General features: G+C 71.0%; 21 protein-coding genes. 11 read left to right on the top strand and 10 right to left on the bottom strand.

What is annotated here, in order from left to right:
- The first annotated feature begins 13 nt into the window (after positions 1-13).
- Positions 14-637: a tRNA-uridine aminocarboxypropyltransferase gene (locus JMV16_RS12605; protein ID WP_201494635.1), complete on the top strand. Its 624-nt coding sequence runs from the start codon at positions 14-16 to the stop codon at positions 635-637.
- A gap of 14 nt (positions 638-651) precedes the next feature.
- Here JMV16_RS12605 and JMV16_RS12600 read toward each other — a convergent pair whose 3' ends face one another.
- Complete coding sequence (locus JMV16_RS12600; protein WP_201494634.1) at positions 652-1,227, bottom strand: hypothetical protein; 576 nt, start codon at positions 1,225-1,227, stop codon at positions 652-654.
- A gap of 178 nt (positions 1,228-1,405) precedes the next feature.
- Here JMV16_RS12600 and JMV16_RS12595 point away from each other — a divergent pair, with 178 nt between their 5' ends.
- Positions 1,406-1,648 carry a hypothetical protein gene (locus tag JMV16_RS12595; protein ID WP_201494633.1) on the top strand — a complete coding sequence of 81 codons (243 nt, stop codon included), beginning with the start codon at positions 1,406-1,408 and terminating at the stop codon, positions 1,646-1,648.
- A gap of 22 nt (positions 1,649-1,670) precedes the next feature.
- On the opposite strand, the gene JMV16_RS12590 is transcribed toward JMV16_RS12595, so the two are convergent.
- From JMV16_RS12590 to JMV16_RS12580, 3 genes are all read right to left on the bottom strand, one after another.
- The gene (locus JMV16_RS12590; protein WP_201494632.1) at positions 1,671-2,639 is read right to left on the bottom strand and encodes an MBL fold metallo-hydrolase; all 969 of its coding nucleotides are present in this window, start codon (positions 2,637-2,639) and stop codon (positions 1,671-1,673) included.
- 86 nt (positions 2,640-2,725) lie between these two features.
- Positions 2,726-3,397, bottom strand: coding sequence for an alpha/beta hydrolase (locus JMV16_RS12585; RefSeq protein WP_201494631.1), 672 nt, complete (start codon positions 3,395-3,397; stop codon positions 2,726-2,728).
- Between the two features lie 19 nt (positions 3,398-3,416).
- A complete protein-coding gene (locus tag JMV16_RS12580; RefSeq protein WP_201494630.1) occupies positions 3,417-4,625 on the bottom strand; it encodes a tryptophan--tRNA ligase in 1,209 nt (402 codons plus the stop codon).
- Positions 4,626-4,718: 93 nt separating this feature from the next.
- Between JMV16_RS12580 and purN the strand changes: the two genes are divergently transcribed.
- The 4 genes from purN to JMV16_RS12560 all read left to right on the top strand — a co-directional run bounded on the left by purN (position 4,719) and on the right by JMV16_RS12560 (position 10,090).
- Positions 4,719-5,345, top strand: a complete 627-nt coding sequence (purN, locus tag JMV16_RS12575) for a phosphoribosylglycinamide formyltransferase (RefSeq protein WP_201494629.1) — start codon at positions 4,719-4,721, stop codon at positions 5,343-5,345.
- Positions 5,345-6,604: an RsmB/NOP family class I SAM-dependent RNA methyltransferase gene (locus JMV16_RS12570; protein WP_201494628.1), complete on the top strand. Its 1,260-nt coding sequence runs from the start codon at positions 5,345-5,347 to the stop codon at positions 6,602-6,604. The genes purN and JMV16_RS12570 overlap by 1 nt, the downstream gene beginning before the upstream one ends.
- 113 nt (positions 6,605-6,717) lie before the next feature.
- On the top strand, positions 6,718-7,941 hold the full coding sequence (locus JMV16_RS12565; protein WP_201494627.1) for a fatty acid desaturase: 1,224 nt from the start codon (positions 6,718-6,720) through the stop codon (positions 7,939-7,941).
- 262 nt (positions 7,942-8,203) lie between these two features.
- Entirely contained in the window at positions 8,204-10,090 is a 1,887-nt protein-coding gene (locus JMV16_RS12560; protein ID WP_236580498.1) for an EAL domain-containing protein, read from the top strand.
- A gap of 3 nt (positions 10,091-10,093) precedes the next feature.
- Here the strand turns inward: JMV16_RS12560 and JMV16_RS12555 are convergent, their stop codons facing one another.
- A complete protein-coding gene (locus JMV16_RS12555) occupies positions 10,094-10,642 on the bottom strand; it encodes an NUDIX hydrolase (protein WP_201494625.1) in 549 nt (182 codons plus the stop codon).
- A 92-nt stretch (positions 10,643-10,734) separates the two neighbouring features.
- Between JMV16_RS12555 and JMV16_RS12550 the strand changes: the two genes are divergently transcribed.
- Genes JMV16_RS12550 through pgeF form a run of 3 tightly spaced genes read left to right on the top strand, consistent with a single transcriptional unit; the run spans position 10,735 to position 12,847 of the window.
- On the top strand, positions 10,735-11,430 hold the full coding sequence (locus JMV16_RS12550) for a fumarylacetoacetate hydrolase family protein (protein ID WP_201494624.1): 696 nt from the start codon (positions 10,735-10,737) through the stop codon (positions 11,428-11,430).
- A 17-nt stretch (positions 11,431-11,447) separates the two neighbouring features.
- Entirely contained in the window at positions 11,448-12,083 is a 636-nt protein-coding gene (gene maiA, locus JMV16_RS12545) for a maleylacetoacetate isomerase (RefSeq protein ID WP_201494659.1), read from the top strand.
- A gap of 56 nt (positions 12,084-12,139) precedes the next feature.
- Complete coding sequence (pgeF, locus tag JMV16_RS12540) at positions 12,140-12,847, top strand: peptidoglycan editing factor PgeF (RefSeq protein WP_201494623.1); 708 nt, start codon at positions 12,140-12,142, stop codon at positions 12,845-12,847.
- On the opposite strand, the gene JMV16_RS12535 is transcribed toward pgeF, so the two are convergent.
- The gene (locus tag JMV16_RS12535) at positions 12,779-13,036 is read right to left on the bottom strand and encodes a hypothetical protein (protein ID WP_201494622.1); all 258 of its coding nucleotides are present in this window, start codon (positions 13,034-13,036) and stop codon (positions 12,779-12,781) included. The two genes, pgeF and JMV16_RS12535, sit on opposite strands and share 69 nt — an antisense overlap.
- Positions 13,037-13,186: 150 nt before the next feature.
- Here JMV16_RS12535 and phaC point away from each other — a divergent pair, with 150 nt between their 5' ends.
- On the top strand, positions 13,187-14,947 hold the full coding sequence (phaC, locus tag JMV16_RS12530) for a class I poly(R)-hydroxyalkanoic acid synthase (protein ID WP_201494621.1): 1,761 nt from the start codon (positions 13,187-13,189) through the stop codon (positions 14,945-14,947).
- A gap of 91 nt (positions 14,948-15,038) precedes the next feature.
- Positions 15,039-15,776, top strand: coding sequence for an acetoacetyl-CoA reductase (gene phbB / locus JMV16_RS12525; RefSeq protein ID WP_201494620.1), 738 nt, complete (start codon positions 15,039-15,041; stop codon positions 15,774-15,776).
- A gap of 62 nt (positions 15,777-15,838) precedes the next feature.
- Here the strand turns inward: phbB and JMV16_RS12520 are convergent, their stop codons facing one another.
- The 4 genes from JMV16_RS12520 to JMV16_RS12505 all read right to left on the bottom strand — a co-directional run.
- Positions 15,839-18,322 (bottom strand): beta-glucosidase, encoded by a 2,484-nt coding sequence (locus JMV16_RS12520; RefSeq protein WP_201494619.1) that lies wholly within the window; start codon positions 18,320-18,322, stop codon positions 15,839-15,841.
- 94 nt (positions 18,323-18,416) lie between these two features.
- Positions 18,417-20,528 carry an HlyD family efflux transporter periplasmic adaptor subunit gene (locus JMV16_RS12515; RefSeq protein WP_201494618.1) on the bottom strand — a complete coding sequence of 704 codons (2,112 nt, stop codon included), beginning with the start codon at positions 20,526-20,528 and terminating at the stop codon, positions 18,417-18,419.
- Positions 20,529-20,531: 3 nt separating this feature from the next.
- Positions 20,532-21,893, bottom strand: coding sequence for an efflux RND transporter periplasmic adaptor subunit (locus JMV16_RS12510; protein WP_201494617.1), 1,362 nt, complete (start codon positions 21,891-21,893; stop codon positions 20,532-20,534).
- Positions 21,894-21,899: 6 nt separating this feature from the next.
- On the bottom strand, positions 21,900-24,133 hold a 2,234-nt coding region (locus JMV16_RS12505; RefSeq protein ID WP_201494616.1), incomplete at its 5' end, for a cadherin-like domain-containing protein.

Genomic DNA, 24,133 nt, shown 5'->3' with positions numbered 1-24,133 from the left:
CGACCATTCCCGCGTGATCGGTCCGCCCACCCTCCGCCGCGCGGCCTGCGCGCGCTGCCTGCGCCCGCAGGCGAACTGCCTGTGTGCGCTGGTGCGGGCTACCTCCCATCGCACCGAGGTGCTGGTGCTGCAGCATCCGCAGGAACAGCGCCAGGCCAAGAACAGCGTGGCGCTGCTGCGCCTGTCGCTGGCGCACTGCGAGGTGGTCGTCGGCGAGCGCTTCGCGCCGGCGGCGCTGCAGGCCTTGCTGCAGCGCCCCGGGCGGGACACGCGGCTGCTCTACCCGGACGTGCCGGCCGCGCCCGCGCCACCGGCACCGCGGGCGACGGCGGGTGTGCCCGTGCGGTTGGTGGTTCTCGACGCGACCTGGCGCAAGAGCCTGCGCATGTTGCTGGAGCATCCGGCCCTGGCCGCGTTGCCGCGGCTGTCGCTGGACGCGCCGGCGCCGACTCTCTACCGCGCGATCCGCGCGGCGCGGCAAACCGATCAGGTCTCGACGCTGGAAGCCACCGTGCAGGCGCTGGCGATGCTGGAGGCCCCCGCCTTCGACGCCGCGCCGCTGCTCGACGCCTTCGGCCGCTTCGTCGCCGGCGTGGCGGCCCGCCAGCGGCCCCCGGTGGCCTCGGGCCTGGCCTAGCGTTCCGCCTCCAGTCAAGGCTTGGACGGCAGGGTCGCCTTGACGAGGCGAGGAATCTCGCCGCCGCAGACGGTCTGGTTCCTGGCGTATTCCTCGGGGCTGTCGAACAAGGCCTGGGCCAGCATCAGGCGGTCGAGTTCCTGCTTGGCGTGGGACAGGATGGCCGCTGAGCCCGCCCCCTTCCCCCAGGGATAGTGCAGTTCCCGAAACTGCCGCGCGATGTCGCGGTGGATGCGTACATGCGCCTGCTCGTGGTTCATCACCCTGGCGTAGGCGCAGGTTCCAGGCTGGAACTCGCTGGCCACGCGCAGCACGGGCTTGGCGTATTCGAGCTGCACGACGACGCCCTCGCATGAAACCTGCGGCACGACGGCCAACTTGGTCTCGACCGTGACGTGGCCAAGTTGCGTGCCCTTGCCGCCGGCACCGGCGCCGAGCTTGGTCACCTCGGACGCGGACTTGGTGTTGTCGATCTCGGGGTCGGCGAACCAGGCCGCGCTGAACCGCACCGCCTTGTCGCAGGCGGGAAGTCCGGCCGCGTGGGCTTGGACGCAGGCGGTGATCAAGAGCAGGGCGGGAAGGGGGCGCATACCGATTCGACTCCGGCGGGGCTGCGTCTTGCCAGGGGCCACAAGGAGTTTCGGCATCGGCGGGCCCGTGCCCCAGGCCCGCAGGCGTGAAATCCTTGCGGTCCCGGCCTTGCGGCGGGCCGCGGCGGCTTTCGCGTTGATACTGCGGTCCCGCTTCCGCCGCCCCGCCGCCCGCACCGTGCCCTCGGAACCCGCCCGCTACCGCCCCATCTCGCCCCGCCGCCGCCTGCTCATCCTGGCGCTGGCGGTGGCCACGGCGGTGAGCATCGTGCTGCTGCTGGTGGGCGAGCCGGGCGGGGCCCGGCTTGCGCAGCGGCCACCGCCGCCGGCCGGGCCGGCACTGTGTAGCGAGGGCCAGAGCAGCGGCTGCGTTGGCGGCCTGGCGCGCGTCATCGTGCCGGCACCGGCCGCCTCGCGCTAGGGCGCGGCGGCCAGCCGGCCGCTCAGGGCGCCGACTGGTAGTTGGCCGGGATCCACTGGTAGCCGCGGCCGTCGGCGCGCAGCTTGCCGATGCCGGGGAAGGCCACATGGGCCACGGCGACGTAATAGCCCTTCCTGGCCGCGTCAGCGTAGTTCTTCTTGCGCTGCGGGGCGGCAGCCTTGGCGTCGACGTCGAACTGGATCGTCACCGCCGGCATCGCGAACTGCACTGCAGCCACATGCATCAGGTCGCCCCAGACGACGAGCCGGTTGCCTTCGCTTTCGACGATGTAGAGGCTGTGGCCGGGCGTATGGCCGTGGGCTGCCATGGCGCGTATGCCGGGCACGAGTTCGACGCCCTCGCCGCCGCCATCGAAGGGCTTGAGCCGGCCGGCCGCGGCATAGGGATTGAGCGAGGCCATCGCGCCCTGGAAGAAGCCCTTGGCGTCGGCCGGTGCCTTGTCGAGATTGGCCTGGCTGAGCCAGAAGTCGCCTTCGCGCCCGTCGGCACGCACGATGGCATTGGGGAACACCGGCTTGCCGTCGGCTGCCAGGCCGCCGACGTGGTCGGGGTGCATGTGGGTGACGTAGACCTCGTCGACCTGTTCCGGCTGGTAGCCCGCGGCCTTGAGGTTGGCCACCAGCTTGCCCAGCGTGGGGCCGAAGAGGCCGGCGGCGCCGGCGTCAATCAGCACCAGCTTGCTGCCGGTGTTGACGAGGTAGCCGTTGACCGACGTCTCCACCGGCGTCTTGAGGTAGGCGCGCGCCAGCAGGCCGTTGACGCGGTCAGCCGTGGTGTTGGTAAGCAGCTTGTCCACCGGCAGGGCCACCGTGCCGTCGGACAGCGCGGTGACCTCGAACTTGCCCAGCATCATGCGGTACCAGCCCGGGGCCTGAGTCTTGAGCAGGGGTGCGTCGGCCAGGGCGGGCAGGGTGGTGGCCGTGAGCACGGCGCTCAGGCCGGCAATGACGATGCGGCGCAAGATGGGCATGGGCGGAACCTCCTGTTTTTGGTGGCCGCAACCATAACCCAAGGCCGGCCGCCCTGCAGGCGCCGCCGTTGTCGCTCAGTCGGGTGTCATGCGCCCGGCAGCACGCGCAGCAGCCACTGTTGCAGTGCCTGCACTTCCTCCATGCAGACCGAGTGTTCCATCGGGTACTCATGCCAGTCCAGCGGCTGGCCCCGGGCCTGCAACTGGTCGCGTGCGGCGGCGCCGCGCGCCAGTGGCACCACGCCGTCGCGCTGGCCGTGGGCCAGGAAGACCGGGGTTGCGGCATTGGCCGCGTGGTGCTCGGCGGCCAGCAGGTCGGCCAGCGGCAGATAGCCCGACAGGCCCGCCAGCCCGGCCAGGCGCTGGGGGCAGCGCAGGCCGGCGCCCAGCGTGATGGCGCAGCCCTGCGAGAAGCCGGCGAGCACGATGCGATGGGCTGGCATGCCGCGGGCCACTTCGCGGGCGATCAGCGCGTGTACGGCGGTGAAGGATTCGCGCAGGCCGGCAACGTCCTCGCGCCGCTGCAGGTCGGTGCCGAGGATGTCGTACCAGGCGCGCATCCTGGCGCCGCCGTTGAGGGTCACCGGCCGCTCGGGAGCGCGCGGGAAGACCCAGCGCAGCGGGCCCAGGGCGGCGGGCCGGATTTCGTCGGCAAAGGGCAGGAAGTCGGTGCCGTCGGCGCCCAGACCGTGCAGCACGATGACGGTGGCACGCGGCTCGCTGGCGGGGTGGACTTCTATCGTTTCGAGGGCGTTCATGCGGGGCGCTCCGGGCGTGTCAGTAGTTCAGGCCCATCGCCGTGCGCACGTCCTTCATGGTCTGCCGTGCCACCGTGCGTGCGCGCTCGGTGCCCATCTCGACGATCCAGTGAACCTGCTTGGGGTTGGTCAGGTAGGCCTCGGCGCGCTCGCGCCAGGGCTGCTGTTCCTTGACGATGGCGTCGATGACCGGCTGCTTGCAGTCCAGGCAGCCGATGCCGGCGCTCTTGCAGCCCTCCACCACCCATTGCTGCGTCGCTGGGTCGCTGTAGACCTTGTGGAACTGCCACACCGGGCATTTGGCGGGGTCGCCGGGGTCGGTGCGGCGGCCGCGGGCGGGGTCGGTGGCCATGCCGCGCACCTTCTTCGTCACTTCGGCCGGCTCGTCGCGCATCAGGATGGCGTTGCCATAGCTCTTGCTCATCTTGGTGCCGTCGGTGCCGGGCAGGCGCAGCACCTCGGTGTGCAGGGCCTGGGGTTCGACCAGCACGGTCTGGCCACTGCCCTTCAGGTGGCCCAGCAGCAGCTCGCCGTCGTCGCTGCTCCAGCCGGCGACGGCGGCCGCGGCCTTCCTGACCATGCCCTCGCCCTTGGCCAGGGCCTCGGCGCTGCCGGTCTCGCCGAAGGCCTTGCGCTGGCGCTCGTAGTAGCGCGCGTCGTCCTTGGGCAGCTTGGCCAGGGCGGCGGCCACGCGGGCGTCATGGTCGCTGCCACGGCCATAGAGGTTGTTGAAGCGGCGCGCCACTTCGCGCGTGAGTTCGACGTGCGAGCTCTGGTCCTCGCCCACCGGCACATAGGTGGCCTTGTAGATCAGGATGTCGGCCGCCTGCAGCAGCGGGTAGCCGAGGAAGCCGTAGGTGGCGAGATCGCGGTCCTTGAGCTTCTCGATCTGGTCCTTGTAGGTGGGCACGCGTTCCAGCCAGCCCAGCGGCGTGCCCATGGCCAGCAGCGTGAACAGCTCGGCATGCTCGGGCAGGCGGCTCTGGATGAAGAGGGTGCAGGCCTCGGGGTCCAGGCCGGCGGCGATCCAGTCGATCACCATGTCGTAGACATAGCGCTCCATGACGCCGCGCTCTTCGTAGTGCGTGGTCAGCGCGTGCCAGTCGGCGACGAAGAAGAAGCACTCGTGCTCCTGCTGCAGCCGCACCCAGTTCTTGAGCGCGCCGTGGTAGTGGCCGAGGTGCATGGCGCCGGTGGGGCGCATGCCGGAAAGGACGCGTGATCGCATGGCGGGCAGGGCGGGTGGGGAAGGGCGCGATTGTCTCAGGCGCCGGAGCGGGCCGCGACAGCGCCTAAACTGCCGCACCGCATGAAGCCCCGCATGAAACGCATCGTCATCCTCATCTCAGGTCGCGGCTCCAACATGGAAGCCATCGTCCAGCGCTGCGCCGAGCAGGGCTGGCCGGCCCAGGTGGCCGCGGTCGTCGCCAACCGCGCCGACGCCGCCGGCCTGGCCTGGGCCGCCGCCCGCGGCATTGCCACCGCCGTGGTCGAGCACCGGGCCTACGCCGCACGCGCCGATTTCGACGCCGAACTGGCGCGCGTGATCGACGATTTCGCGCCCGATCTGCTGGTGCTGGCCGGCTTCATGCGCATCCTGGGCGAGGCCTTCGTGCGGCATTACGAGGGCCGGCTGCTCAACATCCATCCCTCGCTGCTGCCGGCCTTCACCGGCCTGCACACCCACCGCCGCGCGCTGGAGGCCGGCTGCAAGGCGGTGGGCGCCACGGTGCATTTCGTGACGCCCGAGCTCGACCACGGCCCCATCGTGATGCAGAGCGTGGTGGCGGTGCATCCGGGCGATGACGAGGCGGCACTGGCCGCCCGCGTGCTGGCCACCGAGCATGTGATCTACCCGCTCGCGGTGCGCTGGTTCGTCGAAGGCAAGCTGGCGGTTGCCAACGGCCGCGTCGTGCAGACAGCCGGCGCTTCCCAGGTACTGCTCTGATGCATCCCAACGCCTTGCTGGACCTCACCGCCGAGCTGCTGCGCGCGGTGCTCAGGCTCGACCAGCCGGCCGACGCCGTGGTCTCGGCCTTCTTCCGCCAACATCGGGCGCTGGGCACGCGCGAGCGCCACACGCTGGCCGAAACGGCCTACACCGTGCTGCGCCAGCGCCTGCTGTTCCAGCACATGGCGCAAAGCGGCAGCGGCCCGCTGGAACGCCGGCTGGCCATCCTGGCCTGGCAGGGTGGCGAGGTCTATCTGCGCGGCGCGCTGTCGCCGAACGAGCAGACTTGGCTGGCCGAATTCCAGCGCATCGACCGCAGCACCCTGGCCGAGAAGCTGCGCCACAACCTGCCCGATTGGCTGGCCGCGCCGCTGAAGGCCACGCTGGGCGACGGCTTCTGGCCGCTGGTCGACGCGATGTCGGCCCAGGCGCCGCTGGACCTGCGCGTCAACCTCGTCAAGGCCAGGCGCGAAGACGTGGTCGCCACGCTGGCCGCCGCCGGCATCGTCGCCACGCCCACGCCCTATTCGCCCTGGGGCCTGCGCGTGCAGGGCAAGCCGGCACTCAGCAAGCTGGATGTGTTCACCGGCGGCGCGGTCGAGGTGCAGGACGAAGGCAGCCAGCTGCTGGCCCTGCTCACCGACCCCAAGCGCGGCGAGATGGTGGTCGATTTCTGCGCCGGTGCCGGCGGCAAGACCCTGGCCTTGGGCGCGGCCATGCGCAACACCGGGCGCCTGTATGCCTTCGATGTCTCGGGCCACCGGCTCGACGCGCTCAAGCCGCGGCTGGCGCGCAGCGGGCTGTCCAATGTCCACCCGGCGCAGATCGCCCACGAGCGCGACGAGCGCATCAAGCGCCTGGCCGGCAAGATCGACCGCGTGCTGGTCGACGCGCCCTGCTCGGGCCTGGGCACGCTGCGCCGCAACCCGGATCTGAAATGGCGCCAGTCGCCGCAGGCCGTGGCCGAACTGCGCGTCAAGCAGGCCGCCATCCTGGCCGGCGCGGCGCGCCTGCTCAAGCCGGGCGGGCGCCTGGTCTATGCCACCTGCAGCCTGCTTGCCGACGAGAACGAGGCCGTGGCCGAGGCCTTCAGCGCCGAGCGTGCGGCCGATTTCCTGCCGCTGCCGGTGCAGGCCCTGCTGGAGGCCGCGCACGTAGAGCGCGCCGCCGAACTGGTGGCCGGGCCCTGGCTGCGCCTGTGGCCGCATGTACACGCCACCGACGGCTTCTTCGCTGCGGTCTGGCAAAGACGCTGAAAGGCTGCGCGGACCCCGGGATGACCCCAGGGCAGCGGTGCAGAAAGAGTCCGTCCGGAAAAGGTCACCCCCCTACAATGCTGGGGACGTAATTCCAATCCCAGGATGTTTCGATGGATCTGCTGTGGCTCGCGCATGACGCGCTCGTCGAATGGCTCGCCCACGGCGTGCTCGCCGCCTCCTGGTGGCAGGTGCTGCTGATCGCACTGGGCACGACCCATGTGACGATAGCCGCGGTCACGATCTTCCTGCACCGCTCGCAGGCGCATCGCGCGCTGGAACTGCATCCGCTGGTGATGCATTTCTTCCGCTTCTGGCTTTGGCTTTCCACCGGCATGGTGACCAAGGAGTGGGTTGCCATCCACCGCAAGCACCACGCCAAGTGCGAGACGGTCGATGACCCGCACAGCCCCCAGATCCACGGTATCAAGAAGCTGCTGCTCGACGGCGTCGAGCTCTACCGCAGCGAATCGCGCAACGCCGAAACGGTGGCCAAGTACGGCCACGGCACGCCCGACGACTGGGTGGAGCGCCATCTCTACAGCCGCTACACCTGGCAAGGCCTGGGCCTGCTGCTGGTGCTCGATCTCTTCCTGATGGGCGCCGCCGGTGCCGCCGTGTGGGCGCTGCAGATGGCCTGGATTCCCATCACTGCGGCCGGCATCATCAACGGCCTTGGCCACTGGTGGGGCTACCGCAACTTCGAGGCCGCCGACGCCTCCACCAACATCTCGCCCTGGGGCATCGTGATCGGCGGCGAAGAACTGCACAACAACCACCACACCTACCCGACCTCGGCCAAGCTGTCGGTCAAGCCGCACGAGTTCGACATCGGCTGGCTCTACATCCGCTTGCTCGAAATGGCGGGCCTGGCCAAGGTGCGCAAGACGCCGCCGCGGTTGGCACTGGGTGCGGTCAAGGCGGTGGCCGACGGCCAGACGCTGGAAGCCATCATCGCCAACCGCTACGAGGTGATGGCCCACTACGCCGCCGAGCTCAAGCGCGCGGTGGCCGCCGAGCTTGACCGCCTCAAGGCCCAGGGCGCCGAGAACAGCGCCCGGTTCAGCAATATGCGCCTGGCCAAGGCCTGGCTGCACCGCGACGACGACAAGATCCCCAGCGGCGTCAAGCCCGGCCTGGCCGAGGCCTTGGGCGAGAGCCCGCGCCTGGCCCAGCTGGTGGCCATGCGCGAGGAATTGCGCGCGCTGTGGACCCGCACCAATGTCTCGGCCGAACAGCTGGTGGCCGACCTGCAGGCCTGGTGCCGCAAGGCCGAGGACAGCGGCATTGCCGCGCTGCAGGAGTTCTCGCTCAAGCTGCGTGCAGCCCACGCCTGAGCCGGCCACTCCCCACAAGCGACCCGCCACCGGGCGGGCTTCCGTGTGAGCATGGGCGGGCGCGCTGGGTGCGCGAGGGCCGGGGCGCAGGCGGTGCCCGGGCCATGGGCCGGGTGCCGGTATCCAATCGCGATGCCGCGGGTCTGTGCAAGGGGAGGGACGGTGCGCCCGTCGCATGGGTGGCGGGCACCAGGCCGGACCCGCAAGGAAGAATTCCTTTGATGCCGCACAGTCCCGCAGGCCGGAGCGCGCCTTGACGCTGATGCGCCGCATCGCGCTGCTGATTGCCGCCCTGTTGCTGCTGGCGCTGGGCGGCGGCCTGGTGCTGCACAGCCTGAGCGTGCGCACGGCGCTGCAGGGCCAGCTGGATCAGCGCAACCGCGAGGCCGCCGCCGCGCTGGCCCAGGTGTTGTCGCAGCAGCAGGGCGATCTGGCGGCGATGCAGTTGCTGGCCGCTTCGCAATTTGACCTCGGCCACTACCACCGCCTGGTGCTGGCACGCGAGGACGGCCGCCACCTCATCGCGCTGGAACAGCCGCCGCGGGCCGGGCGGGCGCCGGCCTGGTTTGTGGCGGCGTTGCCGCTGATCGCCGAGCCCGGCCGCGCCCTGGTGGGCGATGGCGGGCGCGACATCGGCACGCTGCGGGCCGAGGCCCAGACCGCCTGGGCCCATGATGCGCTGTGGGAGGCCGCCACCCACACCGTCGGCCTGCTCAGCCTGCTGGCGCTGGCCGCCGCCATTGCCTGCGCGCTGGTGCTGCGCCTGTGGCAGCGCCCGCTGCTGGCCACGGTGGCGCAGGCGCAGGCGCTGGAGCAGGGTCGCTTCATCGAGGCCGACGAGCCCGCGCTGCCCGAGCTGCGCGATCTCACGCGCAGCATGAACGCCACCGTGCGGCGCCTGCGCATGGTCTTCACGACCCAGGCCACGCAGCTGGCGGTGCTGCAGCAGCAGGCCCAGTTCGACCTCGTCACCGGCCTGCCGCAGCGTCCGCAGTTCCTGGGCCGTCTGGATGACCAGCTGGCCGGCCCGGGCGGGCCCGGCGGCGCCCTTATCCTGGTGCGCGTGCTGCGCCTGGAATCTCTCAATCAGCGCCTGGGCCATGACAACACCGACCGCCTGCTCGGCGCCATCGCCAGCCTGCTGCTGACCTATGTCGAGCGCGTGCCGGGCACCTTTGCCGGGCGGCTGAACGGCAGCGATTTCGCGCTTTGCCTGCCGGTGCCCGGCGTCGCCGACGAGACCGCCGAATCGCTGTTCAACGCCCTCGCCGCTGCGCCCGCGCTGCACGCCGGCAGCGCCGAAGTGGCGGTGGGCGGCGTCGATGGCCTCATCGGCATCACCAGCGGCGCGGCGCTGGCGGCGGCCGATGCCGCCCTGGCCCATGCCGAATCGGGCCGCGGCTGCGCCGTCGAGCAACTCGGCGATTCCGCCGCCGACCCCGCCGGCGCCCACGCCTGGCACGAGCAGATCGCCAGCGCGCTGGCCCATGACCGCGTGCGCCTGGCTGCCTTCCAGGTGAAAGATCGCCACGGCGGCCTCATCCACCTGGAATGCCCGCTGCGCGTGCAGTTGCGCGACGACGGTCCCTTTGAAGCCGCGAGCCGCTGGCTGGCGCTGGCGCGGCGCACGCGCCTGATGCCCCAGGTCGACCTGGCCGCGCTGGCGCTGGCGCTGGAGGCCATTGCCGCCGACCAGCAACCGCGCGCCGTACACCTGTGGCTGCCCTCGCTGGCCGAGCCGGGCTTTGCGTCCGCGGTACACGCACGGTTGTCCAACGCGGCGCGCGCCGCCGCCCTGCTGTCCATTGAATGGGGCGAGGGCGCCCGCCCGGCCGACTGGCTGGCGGTGGCCGACACGCTGGCCGTCTGGCGCCGCCTGGGCGTGCGCATCGGCGTCGAACACGCCGGCGCCACACCCGAGGATTTGCCGCGGCTGCAGGAGGTGGGCATCGACTACGTCAAGGTCGACGCGCGGCATCTGCGCGGCGTGGCCAGCGACGAGGCGGTGCGCGCCTACGCCCAGGGCCTGGTGTCGCTGATCCACGGCATGGGCCTTACCGCGTTGGCCGAGGGCATTGCCGACGCCGGCGATCTGGCGCTGCTGTGGGAGCTGGGATTCGACGGCGCTACCGGGCCGGCCCTGGCCTGACGATCAGGCGATGGCGCCCTCGTGCAGGGGGTAGCCTTCGCCGCGCTGGCGGTCGGCGAAGAAGTGTTCCAGCGTCTGCCTGACGGTGCGGAAGGCGATCTCGTCCCAGGGGATCTCGTCCTCGCGGAAGAGCCGGGCCTCCAACGTCTCGGGCCCCGGCGCCAGCGTGGTGTCTCGCATGCGGGCGCGGTAGAAGAGGTGGATCTGGCCGGCACGCACGACGTCGATCACGGTGTAGAGACCCTCCAGCTCGACCCGGGCGCCGGCTTCCTCGTCGGTCTCGCGCAAGGCGCCGTCGGCGCTGGTCTCGCCAAGCTCGAGAAAGCCCGCCGGCAGCGTCCAGAAGCCGTAGCGCGGCTCGATGGCGCGGCGGCACAGCAGCACCTGCTCGCCCCACACCGGCAGCGTGCCGACCACATTGATCGGGTTCTCGTAATGGATCTCGCCGCAGGCCGGGCAGAGGGCGCGCTCGCGGTTGTCGTCGGGCGGCACGCGGTAGTCGACCGGGGTGCCGCAGACCCGGCAGTGCCTGATGCGGCGGGGGATGGACATCGGGGCGCAGTGTAAGGCGAGGCCATGGCAGCGGCGTGCCATCAGCGTGGCATCATCTCCGCACCCCGTGTCGGACGCCAGGAAATCAGCCCATGAGCCATGTCTTCACTCCCCCCGCGGTCGTCAGCGTGCCGGTGGCCGGCGGTGGCGGCGAGTTCCCGGTGCACCGCATCTATTGCGTCGGCCGCAACTACGCCGAGCACGCGGTCGAGATGGGCTTCAGCGGCCGCGAGCCGCCTTTCTTCTTCATGAAGCCGGCCGACGCGGTGGTGAGCGTGGCCGATGGCGAGACCGGCACCATCGCCTACCCCTCGCTCACTGCCGACCTGCACCACGAGATCGAGCTGGTCGTGGCCATTGGCCGCGGCGGCAGCGACATCGCGGTGGCCGATGCGGCCTCGCACATCTGGGGCTATGCAGTTGGCCTGGACATGACGCGGCGCGATTTGCAGGCCCAGGCCAAGAAGCAGGGCCGGCCCTGGTGCATCGCCAAGGGCTACGACCAGAGCGCGCCCATAGGCCCCATCCGGCCCATTGCCCAGACCGGCGAGCTGGCGAGCGGCGAGATCAGCCTGGCCGTCAACGGCCAGCCGCGCCAGCGCGGTGACCTGAAGGATCTGATCTGGAATGTCAGCGAGACCATCGCCGCCATCAGCGCCGCCTGGAAGCTGCAGCCCGGCGACCTGATCTACACCGGCACGCCGGCCGGCGTGGGCGCGGTGCAGCGGGGCGACGTGATGCTGGGCGCGATTGCCGGCCTGGGCACGCTGAGCGTGGCCGTGCGCTAGGCAGGGGGCCGGCCATGATGGAGCTGTACAACTTCTGCCGCTCGTCGGCCTCCTACCGCGTGCGCATCGCGTTGGCGCTCAAGGGCCTGCCCTACGACTACAAGCCGGTGCATCTGACCAAAAACGAGCATTTCACCGAGTCCTATGCCGCCGTCTCGGCGGCGCGGCTGGTGCCGCTTCTGCGCGACGGCGAGCGCGTGCTGACGCAGTCGGTGGCCATCATCGAATACCTCGACGAGACCCATCCCCAGCCGCCGCTGCTGCCGGGTGACGCCGCCGAGCGCGCCCGCGTGCGCGCGCTGGCGTTGGACATCGCCTGCGAGATCCACCCGCTCAACAACCTGCGCGTGCTGCGCTACCTGGTGCGCGAGCTGAAGATCGGCGACGACGAGAAGAACCGCTGGTACCGCCACTGGGTCGAGACCGGCCTGGAGGTGATCGAACGCCAGCTCGCAGCTCAGCCTTCCACCTTCTGCCACGGCGATGCGCCGACGCTGGCCGATTGCCTGCTGGTGCCGCAGATATTCAACGCGCGCCGCTATGACTGCCGGCTCGACCATGTGCCGCAGGTGATGCGCGTCTTCGAGGCCTGCATGAAGCTGGACGCATTCGAGCGCACGCGGCCCGAGAACTGCCCCGATTTCGTCGAGTGAACGGCCTGCCTTTGTTGCGGCCCGCGGGCTTTGCGGCCCCCGGCGTGGGCGCGGCCATGAGCACGCGAGCGGGCGGCGTCAGCGCCGGCCCCTGGGCCAGCCTCAACCTGGGCGCGCATTGCGGCGATGATGCCGCCGCGGTGGCCGAGAACCGCGCCCGCTTCGCGGCTGCCATTGCCGCACGGCCGGTCTGGCTGCAGCAGGTACACGGCTGTCGCGTCCTCGAACTGACGCCGGCCAGCGCGGCGCAAGACCTGCCGCCGGCCGACGCCGCCTGGACCACCACGCCGGGCCTGGCCTGCACGGTGCAGGTGGCCGATTGCCTGCCGGTGCTGTTGGCGGCGCGCGATGGCCGTGCGGTGGCGGCGGCCCATGCCGGCTGGCGCGGCCTGGCCGGCGGCGTGCTCGAGGCCACGGTGGCGGCGCTGTGCCGGGGCGCCGGGTTGCAGCCCGGTGACCTGCTGGCCTGGCTGGGGCCCTGCATAGGGCCGCGCCAGTTCGAGGTTGGCGCCGAGGTCTTGCAGGCCTTTGGCGACGATCCGGCGGCGCCGGATCGGCGGCGCTTCATGCCGCGTTCGCGGCCCGATGACTCGCCGCGCTGGCTGGCTGATCTGCCAGGGCTGGCGCGCGAAAGCCTGCAGGCTGCCGGGGTCGAGGCCGTCAGCGGCGAAGGCCGCTGCACGGTGGAAGAGGCTTCAGCCTTCTTCTCGTTCCGGCGCGACGGCGCCACCGGACGCCTGGCCGCCGCCATCTGGAGAGGCTGAACGCTCGGCCGCGCGCCGCATGCGCCGGCGCGTGGGCGTGCCCATGATGTAGAGCACGATGGCCAGCGGCAGGACACCGTAGAGCAGGAAGGTGAAGACCGCGCCGAGCACGCTGCCCTGGGGCGATTGCGCTTCGACCACGGCCATCATCAGCACCACATAGATCCAGGCGATGGCGACGATGCTCATGCGGTGAGGGTGTCCATGCGTACGTAGAATGAAGCGCGAAGACCGAGTGCGAGTCATCGCGAAGTCAGGCGCCGACCTTACAACGCGCGCTGGCGGTTTCGAACCGCGCCCGGCGCGCCCCCAGCGTGCCAAGGCACAGGAGACAAGAAGATGGTCAGCAAGCGTACCCCGAAAACCCCAGCCGCCGCCGCCACTACTGCGCCTAACACCGCCCCCGACACGGCCCAGGCTTTCAGCTCCGCCGTGGGCGATGCGCTGAAGTCGGTCTCGGGGCTCAAGCTGCCCCTGGCGCAGCTGGCCCAGATCCAGAACGACTATCTCAAGAGCGCGGCCGACGTCTGGAACCAGTCGCTGCAGCGCCTGCAGACCGAGGGCGAGGCCAAGACCAAGCCCGCCCCCATCGCCGATCGCCGTTTCGCCGCCGGCGCCTGGGCGGCCAATCCGGCCACCGCCATCGCCGCCGAGCTCTACCTGCTGAACGCGCGCACCATGATGCAGATGGCCGACAGCGTCGACGGCGACGCCAAGACCAAGGCACGCGTGCGCTTCACGGTGCAGCAGTGGATAGACGCCACCAGCCCGAGCAACTTCCTCGCCCTCAACCCCGAGGCGCTGCAAAAGGCCATAGACACCAAAGGCGAGAGCATCGCCGCCGGCATGCAGCACCTGCTCGAAGACCTGAAGAAGGGCCATGTCTCGCAGACCGACGAGAGCGTGTTCGAGGTCGGCCGCAACGTCGCCACCACCGAAGGCCACGTGGTGTTCGAGAACGAGTTCTTCCAGCTCCTCGAATACAAGCCGCTCACCGCCAAGGTCTACGAGCGGCCCTTCCTGTTCGTGCCGCCCTGCATCAACAAGTACTACATCCTCGACCTGCAGCCCGAGAACTCGGTCATCCGCTACTCCGTCGAGCAAGGCCACCGCACCTTCGTGATGAGCTGGCGCAATCCGGATGACTCCATGGTCGGCAAGACCTGGGACGACTACATCGAGAACGGCCCCATCGCCGCCATCCGCGCGGTGCAGGCCATCACCGGCCAGGACACCATCAACACGCTGGGCTTCTGCGTCGGCGGCACCATCCTGTCCACGGCGCTGGCGGTGCTGGCGGCACGCGGCGCACGCCTCGGCAAGGCCGATGCACGAGAGTTCCAGCCGGCGGCCTCGGTGACGCTGCTGACCACGCTGCTCGATTTCGAGGACACCGGCATCCTCGACATCTTCATCGACGAGACCATGGTGCAGGTGCGCGAGCTCACCATCGGCCCCGACGCGCCCGGCGGGCCCGGCCTGCTCAAGGGCAAGGAGCTGGCTGCCACCTTCAGCTTCCTGCGCCCGAATGACCTGGTCTGGAACTACGTCGTCGGCAACTATCTCAAGGGCGAGACCCCGCCGCCCTTCGACCTGCTCTACTGGAACGGCGATTCCACCAACCTGCCGGGCCCGATGTATTGCTGGTACCTGCGCCACATGTACCTGCAAAACGAGCTCAAGGTGCCGGGCCGGCTCACGGTCTGCGGCGTGCCGGTCGACCTCGGTGCCATCGAGTCGCCGTTCTTCATCTACGCCTCGCGCGAGGACCACATCGTGCCCTGGGCTGCGGCCTACCGCTCGGTGCCGCTGCTCAAGGGCAAGCGCACCTTCGTGCTCGGCGCCTCGGGCCACATTGCCGGCGTCATCAACCCGCCCGCCAAGGGCAAGCGCAGCCACTGGACCAACGACCGGCTGCCGGCCAGCGCCGAGGCCTGGTTCGAGGGCGCCACCGAGGCCCCCGGCAGCTGGTGGCCGGCCTGGTCGGGCTGGCTGGCGCCGCTGGCCGGCAAGCAGGTGGCCGCGCCCAAGGTGCCCGGCAGCGCCAAGTTCAAGCCCATCGAGGCGGCCCCCGGCCGCTACGTCAAGGTCAAGGTCTGACACCCACGCCCGTCAGGACAGGCTGCGGCAGCATCCGTCGCGGCCCGTCGAGCGTTAAGCTTCAACTTTCATTCAACCCAGGAGACAAGAAATGAGTCAGAAAATTGCCTACGTCACCGGTGGCATGGGTGGCATCGGTACCGCCATCTGCCAGCGCCTGCACAAGGAAGGCTTCAAGGTCATCGCCGGCTGCGGCCCCAGCCGTGACCACGTCAAGTGGATCGACGAGCAGAAGGCCCTGGGCTACGAATTCCACGTCTCGGTGGGCAACGTCGCCGACTGGGAATCCACCGTGCAGGCCTTCACCAAGGCGCGCGAGGAGCACGGCCCCATCGACGTGCTGGTCAACAATGCCGGCATCACGCGCGACCGCATGTTCCTGAAGATGACGCCGGAAGACTGGCATGCCGTCATCGACACCAACCTCAACAGCATGTTCAACGTCACCAAGCAGGTGGTGCCGGGCATGGTGGAGCGGGGCTGGGGCCGCATCATCCAGATCAGCTCGGTCAACGGCGCCAAGGGCCAGGCCGGCCAGACCAACTACTCGGCTGCCAAGGCCGGCATGCACGGCTTCACGATGGCCCTGGCCCAGGAAATGGCCTCCAAGGGCGTGACCGTCAACACCGTGAGCCCGGGCTACATCGGTACCGACATGGTGCGCGCCATCAAGCCCGAGGTGCTGGAGAAGATCGTCGGCACCATCCCGGTCAAGCGCCTGGGCACGCCGGAAGAAATCGGCTCCATCTGCGCCTGGCTGGCCGGCCCCGATTCCGGCTTCACCACCGGCGCCGAGATCGCCTGCAACGGTGGCCTGCACATGAGCTGATCCGGCCTCACGGTCGCCAGCAAGGGCAGCGCAGGCTGCCCTTTTCCGTTGTCGCGGCCACCTCAGGCCCCGACCCGCTCCATCCACTCATCCGTCAGCACCAGCGTCGCGCGCTGGCGGATGTCGGCCGACGAGGCGCCGACGCGGATCTCGTAGCGGCCGGGCGCGGCCACCCAGGCGCAGCGCGCCTCGTCGAAGGCGGCGAAAGCGCGCATGCCCAGGGCCAGGCTCACCGCTTGTGTCTGGCCGGGCGCCAGGCTCAGCTTGGCAAAAGCCTTCAGCTCCTGCGGCGGGCGCGGCAGGGCCGGCTCGACGGCATGCACATAGAGCTGCACCACCTCGCTGCCGGTGCGCGTGCCGGTGTTGCGAACGGTGAGCGTGGCCTGCAGCGCCTCGCCGGGCCGCAACCTGCTGCGGCTCAGCACCAGGGCCTCGTGGGCGAAGCTCGTGTACGACAGGCCATGGCCGAAGGCGAAGCGCGGTGCAATGCCGCGCGCCTCATGGTGGCGGTAGCCGATCAGCAAGCCCTCGCCATAGGCGACATGGCCGTCCACGCCGGGGTATTGCGCCGGATCACCGAAGGCCACGGTGTCCTCGATGCGCGCCGGCCAGGTCTGGGGCAGGCGGCCACCGGGGTCGGCGGCGCCCAGAAGCACGTCGGCGATGGCGTGGCCGCATTCCTGGCCCGGGTACCAGGCCTGCAGCACGGCGCTCACATCCTCCAGCCAGGGCAGGAGCAGCGGCGAGCCGCTTTGCAGCACGACCACGGTGCGCGAGTTGGCCGCGGCGACGCGGGCGATCAGCTCATCCTGGCGGTGGGGCAGGGTCATGCCCGGCCGGTCCAGGCCCTCGTTGTCCCACTCGGCATTGAGGCCGGCGAAGACCAGGGCGACATCGGCTGCGCGTGCGGCCTCGACGGCGGCAGCGATGTCAGCCTCGCCGAGCACGCGCGCCGCGCCGACGCGCAGCACTGCAAAGGCCGGCGGCGGGCCGCCGCCGCCGGGTGGGGTGTTGCAGAACTCGAGATTCAGTTCCACCACTTCGCCGGCGCGCAAGTGGCGGCGGTGCACCACCTCGTCGCAGCCGAAGGTGAAGTAGGTGTCGCCACGCCGCCAGTTTGTCCAGGCGTCGAGCACCGGCTCGCCGTTGAGCGTGGCGCGGGCCAGGCCGGCCGAGATCAGCGAGAAGGCATGCTCGCCGTCGGCGTCGGCCACGAATCGCAGCGTGGTGCGGGCCGAGAAGACCTGGCCCTCGACCAGGCCCGGCGGCATGGTGCCTATCCACTGCACCTCGCTGTTGGGCAGGGTCTGGGTGGCGAAGGCGGGGCCGGCGAAATCGCTGCCAGCGAAGATTTCAACCGTCATGGGCTGGGCCAGCACCGGCGTCCAGCGGTGGATGTCGGCGCCCGCGTGCTGGCTGAAGGCCACACCCGGGCAGGCTTCGCGCAGCGCGTCGGCGGGCGCGACGCGGTAGTGCGCGTTCACATTGGCGCTGCCGCCGCCCATGATCTGTGCCACGGTGGCGGCGCGGCCTATCAGCGCCACGGTCTGGCCGGGGCGGGGTGCCAGCGGCAGGACCGCGGCCTCGTTCTTCAGCAGCACGCAGCCCTCGGCGCCGAGGCGGCGGATCAGCGCCCGGTGCTCGGGCAGGTCGTCCGCGCGCTCCGCCGGTATCACCGGGTCGGCAAAGCTGCCCAGGCGCTCGGCCAGGCGCAGCACGCGGGCTGCGCAGGCGCGCACGGCCGCGGCGGGCAGGCGGCCTTCTTGCACCGCGGCCACGAGAAGCGCGCCGCGCACGCGCGTCGGGCCGGGCATCTCCAGGTCGCAGCCGGCCAGCACGCCCTGCACGGTGTCCAGCGTGGCCATCCAGTCGCTCATCACCAGGCCGTCGAAGCCCCATTCGCCGCGCAGCACCTCGTGTACCAGGCGGCGGTGGTCGGCCATGAAGACGCCGCCCACGCGGTTGTAGCCGGTCATCACCGCCATCACGCCGGCTTCCTTCACGGCGCGCTCGAAGGGCAGCAGGTAGAGCTCGCGCAGCGCGCGCTCGGGGATGTCCGAGCTGATGCTCATGCGCTGGTATTCGCTCTCGTTGCCGACGAAGTGCTTGATGGTTGCCGCCACGCCGGCCGACTGCACGCCTCGCACACAAGCCACGGCCAGCTCGGACGCCAGCCAGGGGTCTTCGGAGAAACACTCGAAGTTGCGGCCGTTGTAGACCGTGCGCTGCAGGTTGACGGTAGGCGCCAGCAGCACGCGTGCGCCCTTGAGCCGCGCCTCGCGGCCCAGCGCCGCGCCGGCCTGCTCGACGAGCGCCGGGCTCCAGCTCGCCGCCAGCGCGATGCCGGCCGGAAAGCAGGCTGTGCGCGGGCCGTCCTTGAAGACGGCGCCGCGCGCACCATTGGGGCCGTCGCTGAGCTTGATCGCCGGCACGCCCAGACGCGGCACGGCCACCGTGGTCCAGAAGTCGGCGCCGGCCAGCAGGCTGGCCTGCTCTTCCAGCGTCATCGCGTCGAGGAGATGGTCCAGAGGCGGGTTGGGGCGCACGGGCATCTCCTCGGGCGGAAAGGCCGGCAAGGATAGCCCCGCGATCAGGCGCCGGCCCCCAGGCCCGGGTCGGTGACCGGGTCTTGGACCGGGTTCAGAACCCCGCTTCGCGCAGCCAGACCGCGCGCAGCGCGCGCCAGGCCTGGCCGGCCAGGCTTTGCTCGGCGCCCTGCAGCCGCACATGGCCGCGCCACGCGCGCAGGGCCAGCGGCGGTGCTGCATCAAGTTCCAGTTCGACCCGGTACTGCGCGCGCAGCGGCACCCAGCCGGCGGCGGTTTCACGCGCGTCGATGAGGCCGCCGTGGGCCTGCACCAGCACCGCCTCGGGCAGGGGCACGCTGGGTTGCGGCGCGACGCTCGCCACGCGCGCCGGCCAGCGACGCAGCGGCTCGGCATCTACGCCCAGCGCGGCGGTCTGGCCGGCCTGCAGCGCCCGCGCCGTCTCTTCGTCGACATAGGCCACGGCCAGCCAGCGCGCCGCGCCGGCCAGCTGCAGCAGGTTCTGGCGTGCCGGCGGCGACATCTGGCCGGCCGCCAGACCCGGCAGCATGTCGACCACCACGCCGTCGAAGGGCGCGCGTGGCGCGTAGCGTGCGAGTTCGGTCTCTATCGCCGCCGCCTCGTCGCGCGCCATGCGCAGTTCCGACTGCAGCGAGGCCCAGCGGCCCTGCTGCTCGCCGCCCAGCGAGGCCGCGGCGACCTCGGTCTCCAGTCTGTGCAGCGTGGCGCGCACGCCGGCGGCCTGGCGTTCCAGGCCCGGTGTCGAGGCGCGCAGCAGCACCTGGCCGGCCTGCACCGCCTGGCCGGGTTGGACGTGCAGTGCCGTCAACAAGGCTGGCGCTGGCAGTTGCAGCGCCAGATGCTGAGCCGGCTGCAGCAGGGCGGCGCCGGTGACGGCGCGCTGCCAGGGCAGGCAAAGCGCCGCACCCAGCAGGGCCAGCCAGAGCGCCGAAAGCCAGGCGCGCGGCCGGCCGTGCCATTCCTGCCAGCCCTTGCGCCAGACGGCCAGCTCGCGCAGCACCGGCATCGAAATGAACCAGGCCAGCTCCACCGCCATCAGGAACAGGCCGAGCAGCTTGAAGCCGAAGGCATAGACCGTCAGCGCGATGCCCAGGTACAGGCCCAGGCGCCAGGCCCAGGTGACGAGGCCGAAGGCGATGAGGGCGCGGCGCAGCGGCGGCTCGAAGTGTTCCGGCGGCGGCGCCTGCCAGCCCAGCAGGGCCGCGCGCAGCGCGTGGCGGGTGAGGGCGAAGGAGCGCTCATGCAGATTGGGCAGCTCCAATGCGTCGCAGAGCAGGAAATAGCCGTCGAATCGCATGAAGGGGCTGAGGTTGACGAAGACCGTGCTCAGCCAACTGGTGGTGCTGAGCACGAAGGCCGCGGTGCGTGCCGGCCCTTCGGGCAGCAGGCCCCAGGCCAGCGATGCCCAGGCGGCGATGGCGAGTTCGGTGCGCACGCCGGCGGCGGCGATCTGCATGCGGGCGCGGGCGCTGGAGAGTTTCCAGGCCTCGGTGGTGTCGGTATAGGCCATCGGCCACATCACCATGAAGGCCACGCCCATGGTGGGCACGCGGCAGCCGTGGTGCTTGGCCACCAGGGCATGGCCCAGCTCGTGCGCCAGCTTGACCGCGATCAGGGTTGCACCATAGAGCAGCAGGCCCTGCCAGGACAGCAGGTCCAGCCACTGCGCGCGCAAGGCTTCGGCGTGCTGCAGCATGCCGAACAGGCCACCCACCAGCGCCAGCACGGTGGCGGCCGTGAACACGCCGCTGCCCAGGCCGCGCAGCAGCGGCAGCAGCTGCTGCAGGCCGCGGTCGGGCCGCAGCAGCGGGATGCGGAAGAAGAGGTAGTGGTGCAGCAGCCAGCGCGCGGCGCCGCGCAGGCCCTGCTGGCCGGTGACCGTTGCCCGTGGCGGTGCCGGCGCCTGGGCGAGTTCCTCGCGCAACGCCAGCGCAAGCACCTCGCCAACGTCGTCGGCGTCGACCTGCAGCGCGCTGTGCTGGTTCACCGCCTCGGCAATCAGTTGCGCATCGCCCAGCCACCAGCGGCGCAGGATCTCGAAGGTCGTCCAGTCGATGCGCAGGAAGCGGTGGCGCACCGGGTCGTGCAGTGTCCAGGTGGGATGGCCGGCGCGGTCGGCCGGGCCCTCGTGCAGGCGCAATTCCTCGCGCAGCGGCGGCCAGGGCATGGCGGCGGCAGCGTTCATGGCCTACCAGCCGGTGGTCTCGCGCAGTGCTGCCAGCGGCCGGCGCAGCAACCAGTAGGCCAGGGGCACGCTGGGGCCCTCCAGCCGCACCGTGCCGCGGGCCCCCAGCCTCTCTGTCACCGGGCCTTCCAGCGTGCCACGCAGGCGGTAGCCCAGGCCCAGATCGGCGCGCTGCTCGGCCTCATAGGCAAAGAGGCGCAGCTTTGCATGCACCGGCTCGCCGGTGCGGCCGGCGAGGTGCAGCGCCATTGCCGTGCCCGGCGGCAGCTCGATGGCGTCGCCGACGGCCAACCAGGCTTCCAGCTCCTGGTCTTGCGGTTCGGCCAGTTTCAGGATGGCCTCGCCGGCGACCACGCTGCGGCCGGGCCAGCTGCCCGGATCCTGGATCAGGGCAACGCCGTCCTGCGGCGCCACCAGCACCGAGCGCCGCAGCTGCTCAGTCAGATAGGCCACCTCGGAGCGGCGCTCTTCATGGCGGCCCTGGGCGGCGGCGAGCTGGGACTTGGCGCGCGGGTCCAGCAGCGCCTGCTGGCTGATCTGGCGCCACTCGGCCTCGGCCGTCATCAGGGCCTGGCGCGCCACCTGCAGCCGGCCCTGCCAGCCTGCGTCGTCCAGCTCGGCCAGCACCTGGCCGGCCTTCACCGGCTGGTTGGGCTCGACGCGCAGCGCCCTCACCGTGCCCTCGACCAGGGCGCGCACCACCAGAGGGTGGCGCGGCACCAGTTCACCCGGCGCGCGCACGGTGAGCGTGACGGGCCAGGCGAGCATCGCCAACATCATCAACAGACCACCAGCCCACAGGCGCAGCCGTGATGTCCGGCGCAGCGCGCGCCACCGTGGACCCCAGCCGCTGGCGGCCTGGGCGGCGGCAGTGGCCAGGCCGTCCTGCTGCAGCCACAGCGCCCACCAGCGCGCCAGCGCCTGCGCCTCGCGCTCGGTCCAGGGCAGATCGCGCAGCAGCAACCAGCCGGGGGCGACGCGGTCGGTGGCTGAGGCCGCCGCATCAGCTGTCCCTGCCGGAGCTGGCAGCCAGAGCGCGTGGGCCGGCCAGTACTCGGCCCAGGGCGCTGCCAGCTCGGCGGGCAGGGCCTCGGACTGCAGGGCGCCTGCCGGCCGCGCTGCCAGCACCGGCAGCAGGCGTTCCAGCCATTGCGCGTAGGGGCCCAGCCTGTCGATCTGGCCCACGCCCGAATGGCCTTGCACCCCGCCGTCGGCCCACAGCAGGGCCTGCTGGTAGGGCCAGGCCTCGCGGCTGCGATTGAGCAGCACGAAGCGACGTTCGGCCGCGCTGGCGCCGGGCTTGCAGGCCTGCAGCAGCGCCAGCGTGGACGCGGCGTCGTCGGCGAGCAGCGGCGCCGCGTCCATCATCGATCAGCCGCGCACCAGTGCGGCGCGGGCCGGTGCGCCGCTGCGCAGCAGTTGAAGGCTGAGCCCGCCGCCGCTGCGGCCGCGCTGCAGATCGCTCAGCTTGATGCGCATCATCGCCGTCGCCTCGCGGCCCTGGCTGTCGCGCGCAACGATGCGGATCACGACATCCTGGCGCCACTCGTCGGGCAGTTCGCCTGCGAGTGTGCCGGCCTTGCCGTCGAAGCGCAGCCAACCGGGCAGCGGCTGGCCGTTCGCGAGCGTGGCCTGGAGCATCACTGTCTCGTTGATGTTGGTGTGGATGAAGGTGTCGGCCGGCACCTGCAGATTGAGCGCGGTGCCGGGCTTCACCACCTGGTCGTCGAGACCGCGGAACAGGCGCAGCGAAGGTTCGGGCGCCGGGTTGACCATGATCTGGAAGCCACTGGGGCGGGTGTAGATGTCGCCGACATTGGAATCCAGCGCGGGCGGGCCTTGCGGCGGCAGGCGTTGCGCGTCGGGCGGCGGCTCGGTGTAGAGCAGCCAGCCCGGACCGCCATCGGTCAGGGCGGCCACTGGCTCGAAGGCTACCGGCGCGGCGGGGGCGCTGCTGGGCGCCTCGGCCGGTGCCGGGGCAACGGGCGCGGGCAGCACGGCCGGCACCGATTCGCGTACCACGGTCAGCGGCGCGGCGGCACTGAGCTGGCCATCGGCGGCCACGGCACGCACGCTGAAGGTGTAGGGCCCGAGGGCGCCGGGCGCGGCACCTGCGGCATCGCCGGTAAGCGCCATCAGGTCGACATCGGGCACCGACCAGCGGCCGTTGGCATCGGCCACGGTGGTGGCCAGCAGCGCGCCGGCCGGGCTGTAGAGGCGCAGAGTCTGGCCGGGTGCGGCGCTGCCGGCGAGGGTGACGACACCGAGTTCGGTGTGCAGGTCGCGGTCGGACGCGCCGGTGTCGAAGGCCGCCGGCAGCGAGATGCTGGGCAGCGGCATGACGTTCATGTCCACCCAGGCCAGCGTCAACCCGCCCTGGCCGTCGGAGACCGAGACCTGGAAGCGGTCAGCACCGCTGTAGCCGGCGGCCGGCACGTAGCGGTACTGGCCGTCGGCGCCGAGTGTCACGGTGCCATGGGCGGGTGCCTGGGCGAGGGCGTATTGCAGCGTGTCGCCATCGGCGTCGGTGGCGGCTGGCAGGCGCCCCACCCAGGGGCTGTCCTGGAACAGCGCCAGCGCACTGTCGGGCAGGGCGGGTGCGTCATTGACCGACGTGATGGCGAGCGTGGCCGAGCCCGCCACCGACTTCGGATCGGCATTGCCATCGGTCGTGCCGTTGTCAGTGATGGTGTAAGCGAAGGCCACCACGCCGTTGTCATTGGCTGCGGGCGTGTAGGTCCAGGTGCCGTTGCCGTTGTCGACGAGGCTGCCGTTGCCGCCAGTGATGGCCAGGTTGCTGGCAACCAGCGCATCGCCTTCGATGTCGCCGGCATTGCCAAGGAGCTGGGCCTGGGTGATGAGGCGGGCGCCGCTGTCCTCGGCGATGGCCGCCAGGGTCACGGCCGTTGTCGCAGGCGCATCGTTGACGGGCGTGATGTCGAGCGTGGCGGTACCTGCCACCGACTTGGGATCGGCGCTGCCATTCGTGGTGCCGTTGTCGGTGATGGTGTAGCTGAAGCTCACCGAAGCGTCGTCGTTGGCGGCAGGGGTGTAGGTCCAGGTGCCGTTGCCGTTGTTGACCAGGGTTCCATTGCCGGCGTTGATGGCCAGGTTGCTCGCAACCAGCCCATTGCCTTCGATGTCGACGGCATTGCCAAGGAGCTGGGCCTGGGTGATGAGGCGAGCGCCGCTGTCCTCGGCGATGGCCGCCAGGGTCACGGCCGTTGTCGCAGGCGCATCGTTGACGGGCGTGATGTCGAGCGTGGCGGTGCCTGCCACCGACTTGGGATCGGCATTGCCATTGGTCGTGCCGTTGTCGGTGATGGTGTAGCTGAAGCTCACCGAAGCGTCGTCGTTGGCGGCGGGCGTGTAGGTCCAGGTGCCGTTGCCGTTGTCGACGAGGCTGCCATTGCCGCCAGTGATGGCCAGGTTGCTGGCAACCAGCGCATCGCCTTCGATGTCGCCGGCATTGCCAAGCAGCTGGGCCTGGGTGATGAGGCGAGCGCCGCTGTCCTCGGCGATGGCCGCCAGGGTCACGGCCGTTGTCGCAGGCGCATCGTTGACGGGCGTGATGTCGAGCGTGGCGGTGCCTGCCACCGACTTGG

It is taken from the genome of Rubrivivax sp. A210 (assembly GCF_904426505.1).
Taxonomy (GTDB): domain Bacteria; phylum Pseudomonadota; class Gammaproteobacteria; order Burkholderiales; family Burkholderiaceae_C; genus Rubrivivax.
The sequence above is the reverse complement of the archived record's forward strand: the minus strand, read 5'-3'. Positions and strand labels throughout refer to the sequence as shown.

Excerpts from the sequence above, each read along its gene's own strand:
- JMV16_RS12600 (WP_201494634.1), bottom strand. The coding sequence starts at position 1,227 with ATGCGCCCCCTTCCCGCCCTGCTCTTGATCACCGCCTGCGTCCAAGCC.
- JMV16_RS12590 (WP_201494632.1), bottom strand. The coding sequence starts at position 2,639 with ATGCCCATCTTGCGCCGCATCGTCATTGCCGGCCTGAGCGCCGTGCTC.
- JMV16_RS12585 (WP_201494631.1), bottom strand. The coding sequence starts at position 3,397 with ATGAACGCCCTCGAAACGATAGAAGTCCACCCCGCCAGCGAGCCGCGT.
- JMV16_RS12580 (WP_201494630.1), bottom strand. The coding sequence starts at position 4,625 with ATGCGATCACGCGTCCTTTCCGGCATGCGCCCCACCGGCGCCATGCAC.
- purN (WP_201494629.1), top strand. The coding sequence starts at position 4,719 with ATGAAACGCATCGTCATCCTCATCTCAGGTCGCGGCTCCAACATGGAA.
- JMV16_RS12570 (WP_201494628.1), top strand. The coding sequence starts at position 5,345 with ATGCATCCCAACGCCTTGCTGGACCTCACCGCCGAGCTGCTGCGCGCG.
- JMV16_RS12565 (WP_201494627.1), top strand. The coding sequence starts at position 6,718 with ATGGATCTGCTGTGGCTCGCGCATGACGCGCTCGTCGAATGGCTCGCC.
- JMV16_RS12560 (WP_236580498.1), top strand. The coding sequence starts at position 8,204 with ATGCGCCGCATCGCGCTGCTGATTGCCGCCCTGTTGCTGCTGGCGCTG.
- JMV16_RS12555 (WP_201494625.1), bottom strand. The coding sequence starts at position 10,642 with ATGTCCATCCCCCGCCGCATCAGGCACTGCCGGGTCTGCGGCACCCCG.
- JMV16_RS12550 (WP_201494624.1), top strand. The coding sequence starts at position 10,735 with ATGAGCCATGTCTTCACTCCCCCCGCGGTCGTCAGCGTGCCGGTGGCC.
- maiA (WP_201494659.1), top strand. The coding sequence starts at position 11,448 with ATGGAGCTGTACAACTTCTGCCGCTCGTCGGCCTCCTACCGCGTGCGC.
- pgeF (WP_201494623.1), top strand. The coding sequence starts at position 12,140 with ATGAGCACGCGAGCGGGCGGCGTCAGCGCCGGCCCCTGGGCCAGCCTC.
- JMV16_RS12535 (WP_201494622.1), bottom strand. The coding sequence starts at position 13,036 with ATGAGCATCGTCGCCATCGCCTGGATCTATGTGGTGCTGATGATGGCC.
- phaC (WP_201494621.1), top strand. The coding sequence starts at position 13,187 with ATGGTCAGCAAGCGTACCCCGAAAACCCCAGCCGCCGCCGCCACTACT.
- phbB (WP_201494620.1), top strand. The coding sequence starts at position 15,039 with ATGAGTCAGAAAATTGCCTACGTCACCGGTGGCATGGGTGGCATCGGT.
- JMV16_RS12515 (WP_201494618.1), bottom strand. The coding sequence starts at position 20,528 with ATGAACGCTGCCGCCGCCATGCCCTGGCCGCCGCTGCGCGAGGAATTG.
- JMV16_RS12510 (WP_201494617.1), bottom strand. The coding sequence starts at position 21,893 with ATGGACGCGGCGCCGCTGCTCGCCGACGACGCCGCGTCCACGCTGGCG.